The 6137-nt window shown below is 70.0% G+C and carries 6 protein-coding genes; 5 read left to right on the top strand and 1 reads right to left on the bottom strand.

Translation table 11 applies throughout. The features are described 5' to 3' along the window. The 3 genes from V7050_RS17110 to V7050_RS17100 form a co-directional block, all read left to right on the top strand. Positions 1–1295: tripartite tricarboxylate transporter permease (locus V7050_RS17110; RefSeq protein WP_324410895.1), on the top strand; the 1295-nt coding region annotated here is incomplete at its 5' end. Next, the gene (locus V7050_RS17105) at positions 1292–1945 is read left to right on the top strand and encodes a TetR family transcriptional regulator (RefSeq protein WP_324369138.1); all 654 of its coding nucleotides are present in this window, start codon (positions 1292–1294) and stop codon (positions 1943–1945) included. The genes V7050_RS17110 and V7050_RS17105, both read left to right, overlap by 4 nt. After that, positions 1938–2768 carry an alpha/beta hydrolase gene (locus tag V7050_RS17100; RefSeq protein WP_324369136.1) on the top strand — a complete coding sequence of 277 codons (831 nt, stop codon included), beginning with the start codon at positions 1938–1940 and terminating at the stop codon, positions 2766–2768. Before V7050_RS17105 ends, V7050_RS17100 begins: the two co-directional genes overlap by 8 nt. Positions 2769–2773: 5 nt before the next feature. Here the strand turns inward: V7050_RS17100 and V7050_RS17095 are convergent, their stop codons facing one another. Beyond that, entirely contained in the window at positions 2774–4051 is a 1278-nt protein-coding gene (locus tag V7050_RS17095; RefSeq protein WP_324369134.1) for an alpha/beta hydrolase, read from the bottom strand. 191 nt (positions 4052–4242) lie between these two features. Between V7050_RS17095 and V7050_RS17090 the strand changes: the two genes are divergently transcribed. Both V7050_RS17090 and V7050_RS17085 read left to right on the top strand, forming a co-directional pair. Then, complete coding sequence (locus V7050_RS17090; protein WP_324369132.1) at positions 4243–5391, top strand: fumarylacetoacetate hydrolase family protein; 1149 nt, start codon at positions 4243–4245, stop codon at positions 5389–5391. Beyond that, on the top strand, positions 5388–6137 hold a 750-nt coding region (locus tag V7050_RS17085; RefSeq protein ID WP_324410893.1), incomplete at its 3' end, for an aldehyde dehydrogenase family protein. The genes V7050_RS17090 and V7050_RS17085, both read left to right, overlap by 4 nt.

Raw genomic sequence — 6137 nt, 5'->3', positions numbered from 1 at the left:
CGCGCACGGCGATCCTGCTCAACATCCCCGGCACGCCGGCCAGCGCCGCCACGGCGCTCGACGGCTATCCGCTGGCCCAGCGCGGCGAGGCGGCCTATGCGATGGCGCTGGCGACGGCCGGATCGGCGCTGGGCACGGTGGTCGGCATCGTGCTCCTTGTGCTGCTCGCCCCACCCTTGGGCGAGGCGGCGCTGAAGTTCGGATCCTTCGAGTTCTTTTGGCTCGCGGTCTTCGGGATCGTGATCTCGGGCCAGCTCACCGGCGGCGCCGCGCCGATCAAGGGCTATATCGCCGGGATCCTCGGGCTGATGGTGGCGATGGTGGGATCGGACGGGATACACGCCCATGTCCGCTTCAACTTCGGCCTGAGCGAGCTGAACGGCGGCATCGGGCTGATCCCGGCCATGGTCGGGGCTTTCGGCTTCGCCGAGGTGCTCACGGTGATGTGGCGGCGCCGGCCCGACATCGCGGATCTCAGGCGCGGCGCCGACCGGGTGCTGCCGCGGCTGGCGGACCTCTGGCGCTACCGCTGGACCATCGGGCGCTCGGGGGTGATCGGCACGATGGTCGGCATCATTCCCGGGGTGGGTGAGGATATCGGCGCCTGGGCCTCCTACGCAGCGGCGCGGCGGCTGAGCCCCGAGCGCGACCAGTTCGGCTACGGGTCCAAGGAGGGGCTGACCGCCGCGGAGACCGGCAATTCCGCGGTCGTGCCGGGCGCGCTGATCCCGGCTCTGACCCTGGCCGTGCCCGGCTCGGCCCCGGCGGCGGTGCTGATCGCTGCGCTCTTCATCCACGGCATCCGGCCGGGGCCGATGATCATGCTCGAGCAGCCGGATTTCATCTATTCGGTGGCCGCGATGCTGTTTCTCGCGACTATCGCCATCGCCGTCTACGGCCTGGCACTGGCGCGGGTCTTCGTGCAGGTGCTCAAGGTGCCGCGGGAATATCTGATGCCGGTGGTCTTCGCGCTCTGCGTGATCGGACCTTTCGCGCTGACCCAGCGGCTCTTCGACGTCTGGGTCATGGTGGGGTTCGGGGTGGCGGGTTTCGTGTTGCGGCAGATGAACTTCCCGATGCCGCCGCTGGTGCTTGGGATCATCCTCGGGGATCTGCTCGACAAGAACCTTCGCCGGGGCCTGACATTGAGCGACGGCGACCTGACGCCCTTCTTCACCCGGCCGATCTCCGCGGTCTTCGTGGCGCTGATCCTGCTGACCATCCTCGCGAGCCTGCCGGCGGTACGGCGGGCGCTCGGCAGGCTGCTGCCGGCGGGCCGGAGGGCCGATCGATGACGCGCGCCGTCCGTCCGCCCCAGCGCCGCGACGCCGAGCGCTCGCGCCGGGCGATCCTCGACGCGGCGCTCGAGGAATTCTCCGAGCTCGGCCATGCGGGCGCCCGGATCGACGCCATCGCCGCTCGCGCAGGCGTCAGCAAGCCGCTGATCTACAGCTATTTCGGCGACAAGGACGCGCTCTACATGGCGGCCCTGCGCGAGGCCTATGTGCAGATCCGCTCGGGCGAGAACGGGCTCGACCTCGAAAGCAAGGATCCGGAATCGGCGATCCGCGCGCTGGTCGCGTTCACGCTGGAGCATTTCCGCTCCAAGCCCTGGTTCGTCTCGATGCTCAATACGGAGAACCTGCGCGGCGGCGCCACGATCCGCCAGATGCGCGACGTGAGCGAGATCCAGTCGCCGCTCGTGGTGCAGTTGCAGAAGATCCTCGAACGCGGGGCCGCGGCGGGCGCGTTCCGCAGCGGCGTCGATCCTGTCGATCTCTATATCGCCATCGCCTCGCTCTGCTATTTCCCGATCTCGAACCAGCACACGTTGCGCGTGGTGTTCGACTGTCCCATAGATGCCGAATGGCTGGCCCGGCGCGAGCGGGATACCGCGGAGATGGTGCTGGGGTTCCTTCGGCCCAGGGAGTCTGTGAATGTCTGAACGCTCGTCCTGCAGTGATGCGCCGGCGCCCGGGTCGGCGGGGGGCAGGCGGCCCATCCTGACGGCGGTCCTGGGGGGGCTCGCGGGCCTCGTGCTGCTGGCACAGCCGATGGCGACGGAGGCGCAGACGATGGAGGCGGAGGGGGGCGCATCCGAGGGCGGCTGCGTCGTGCTGCTGCACGGGCTGGGGCGCAGCGAGACATCGCTCCTCGTCATGGAGGAGATGCTCGGGGCGGCCGGATTCCGGCTGGTCAACCTGGGCTATCCCTCGACCGAGACGACGATCGAGGGGCTGATGGATCATGTGACCTCGGCGGTTGCGGAATGCGGCGAGGAGCGCGTCAATTTCGTCACGCATTCGATGGGCGGCATCCTGCTGCGCGGCTGGATGCGCGAGAACCGGCCCGAGAACATGGGGCGCGCGGTGATGCTCGCGCCGCCGAACCAGGGCTCGGAGGTGGTGGATACCTTCGGGGATCTCGCGATCTTTCCGATGCTGACCGGGCCGGCGGGAACCGAGCTCGGCACGGAGGGGATCAGCGCGAAGCTCGGGCCGGTCGATTTCGAGCTCGGCGTGATCGCCGGCGACAGGTCGGTCAATCCGCTCTTCTCGGCCTTCCTGCCGGGTCCGGACGATGGGGCCGTGTCGGTGGAGAGCACCCGGGTCGAGGGCATGACGGACCATATCGTGCTGCCGGTCACCCATACCTTCATGATGAACAACCCGCTGGTGATCGCCCAGGCGGTAATCTTCCTGCGCACCGGCGCCTTCGATCACGAGATGAGCTACGGTGACCTGCTGCGGCGCATTACCGAGCGCTGAGCCGTTCAGGGCGTCGCCTGCATGCGGGCGGCCGCGGCGAGGCGCCTGCCCAATGCGGCGATGCGCTCGGGGTAGTCGGTGGGGAAGGTCCAGTAGCCGGTGCCGGAGGTGCCGGTGCCGGGCTCGAGGCCGCGCTCGGCCGTGCCGAGGTTGAAGAGAAGGGCCAGCAGGAGATCGTTGCTGACCCAGGGGTCGTCGTACCAGAAGGTATGCGATGTGGCGGCGAGGTCGGGCATGTTCTCCGGGTGCACCTGCAGGATGTCGACGCCGTCGTCCTCGGCGGCGGCGGCGAGCAGCCATTCGGTGGCCGCAGGCGACAGTTCGGCGAGGTCGGGCCGGCCGGCGCGGGAGGCGCGGTTGACGGCGCCGGCGAGCCGCAGCGCGGAATCGCCGAGGTTCACGGCGGTCGTCACGCGCTCGGCATATCCCGAATAGCGCTGGAGGTCGTCGACGAAGCCGCGGAAATCGGCATCGGGAGCGGCATGGTAGATCTCGCCCAGGCGTTCCGCGGCCTGGGGCGCGTCCGTGGCCAGGCGCGCGAGGCCGTCGCTGCCGATGGTCGCGCCGGCGCTGTAGGTGAAGACGTCGATGTTGCGGGCGTTCGTATGCGCCGCGAGCAGTTCGAGGAATTCCGCGAGATGCGGCGAGGCGCCGAAGGCGTTCTCGATGTCGCGGGAGTAGCGCAGGAAGTTCTCGGCGGTGGGCCAGACATAGAGCACCACGACCGAATCGCGGCCCGCGAAATGCTTCAGCTGCGCGGCCTGGCCGGCGGCGCGCTCCACGGTCGTGTTCGCCCCGTGCACATAGACCAGGACGTCGCGGTTGCGGCTGGCCGCAAGCGCCGCATCGACCGATTCGAACCACGCGAGCGTGTCCGCATCGGGTTCGGCGCCCTGCGGCAGCGTTGCGGCCTCCTGCATGCGCTCCAGCCGGATGAAGGGCCGGTCGCCGGTATCGGCCCGCTTGCTCCATTCGAGGATCTGCTCGATCGGGGTGTCGTCCTCGCCGATCCTGAGCGTGGCGGTGCCGAAATGCAGGCGGCGATCCGGCGCGACGGTGTAGATCCGCGACCCCTGCGTTCCGACCGGCAGGCGGTTCGTCACGTAGAAGAGATCGATCCGGCTGTCCACCTCGAGCGCGGGGCTGGCGTCGAAGATGCGCTGGCCGTCGGTCTGGTAGAGAAGCGGCGGCGGCATCAGCCGCATCGGCGGGTGATGAAAGACGAAGAAGGCCGTGACCCCGCCCGCGACGACGATGAAGAGAAGGGCCAGTTTGCGCAGCATGACGTCCCCGATCCGGGCCTCGTGACCGAAGCTTCATAGGCGACCGGCGGCAGCCCGTACAGGGGCCGGCCGGGACGGGAACCCCGGCCGGCCCGGGGCGCGCCGTCTGCGGGGCAAAATATCGCTCTGGGGCTTCAAGCGCGCCGCCTGCGCCGGTAAGACGGGAGCGGCCAGCGGAGAAGGGTGCGGGCATGACGGATTTCTTGGGCGAGGATGCGGCGGGCAGTTGCCTTCTCGGGCGGGTGTGGACGGAAGCCGCCGGCGGGCCTTCGGTGGTCACGATCCGCGACGGGCAGGTCATCGACATCACGTCGCGCGAGGCGCCGACCGTGCGCGATGTCTGCGAGATGGCGGACCCGGCGGCCTATGTCGCCACGGCCGAAGGTGTGGCGATCGGGAGCATCGGGGAGATCGCGGCAGCGGTGCCGGGGCAGGGAGGCGCGCATTTCCTCGCGCCCTGCGATCTTCAGGCGGTGAAGGCCTGCGGCGTGACTTTCGCGAAATCCATGGTCGAGCGGGTCATCGAAGAGCGCGCCGCCGGCGATCCGGCCAGGGCGGAGGCAGTGCGGGCGCGGATCGCGGCCGCGATCGGCGACAGCCTGCGCGACGTCAGGCCCGGCTCGGAGGGCGCGGCGCGGGTCAAGGCGGCGCTGATCGCCGAGGGTCTCTGGTCCCAGTATCTCGAGGTCGGGATCGGGCCGGATGCGGAGGTCTTCACCAAGGGGCAGGTGCTCTCCTCGGTGGGTCCCGGCGCGGCGGTGGGGCTGCACCCGTCTTCGACGTGGAACAATCCCGAACCCGAGATCGTGCTCGCGGTCGCCTCCGACGGGCGGATCGTGGGGGCGACGCTCGGCAACGACGTGAACCTGCGGGACGTGGAGGGGCGCTCGGCACTGCTTCTGCCCATGGCCAAGGACAACAACGCCTCCTGCGCGATCGGGCCGATGATCCGGCTCTTCGATGCGGGATACGGCCTCGACGACGTGCGCCGCGCGGAGCTGACGCTGGAGGTCGAGGGCGAGGACGGCTACCTTCTGACCGGGCACAGCTCGATGCGCGAGATCAGCCGCGACCCGGAGGATCTGGTGCGCCAGACGCGGGGGCGCCACCACCAGTATCCCGACGGCTTCATGCTCTTCCTCGGAACGCTCTTCGCGCCGACCGAGGATCGCGACGTGCCGGGCGAGGGCTTCACCCACAAGGTGGGCGACCGGGTGAGCATCGCCGCGCCCGGCCTCGGCCGCCTCACCAACATCGTGCGCCTGTCGACGGAATGTCCCGAATGGACCTTCGGGATCGCGGCGCTGATGCGCAACCTTTCGCAGAGGAACCTGATATGACCGAGATCGTCGCGGAACGAGCCACCATCACGGGCAAGCACCTGATCGCCGGCGAATGGGTGGGGGCGGAGGCGGAATTCTCCTCCGACCCGGCGCATGGCCCGGCACATCGCTTCGCGGTGGGAACGCCCGATCTGGTCGATCGCGCCGCCCGGGCCGCCGAGGCGGCCTTCGAGACCTATGGCGCGACCAGCCGGGCGGAGCGGGCGGCCTTCCTCGACGCGATCGCCGAGGAGATCGAGGCGCGGGGCCCCGCGATCACCGAGATCGGCACCCAGGAGACCGGGCTGCCCGAAGCCCGGCTCGAGGGCGAGCGCGGCCGCACGGTGGGGCAGCTGCGGCTCTTCGCGCGCCATATCGAGAAGGGAGAGTATCTCGACCGCCGGCACGACGCGGCGCTGCCCGATCGCAAGCCGCTGCCGCGGCCGGATCTGCGGATGATCCAGCGTCCCATCGGCCCGGTCGCGGTCTTCGGCGCGTCGAACTTCCCGCTCGCCTTCTCGACCGCCGGCGGCGACACCGCTGCGGCGCTGGCGGCAGGCTGTCCGGTGGTGGTCAAGGGCCATTCCGCGCATCCCGGCACCGGCGAGATCGTCGCGCAGGCGATCGACGCGGCGATCCGCGCGACGGGCATGCCCGCGGGCGTCTTCTCGCTGATCCAGGGCGGCAAGCGCGACGTGGGCCATGCGCTGGTGCAGCATCCGCTGATCAAGGCGGTGGGCTTCACCGGCTCGCTTGCCGGCGGG

The sequence above is a fragment of the Amaricoccus sp. genome (genome assembly GCF_036846665.1).
GTDB lineage: Bacteria > Pseudomonadota > Alphaproteobacteria > Rhodobacterales > Rhodobacteraceae > Amaricoccus.
Note: the sequence above shows the minus strand (reverse complement) of the source record. Positions and strands in the feature narration are given on the sequence as shown.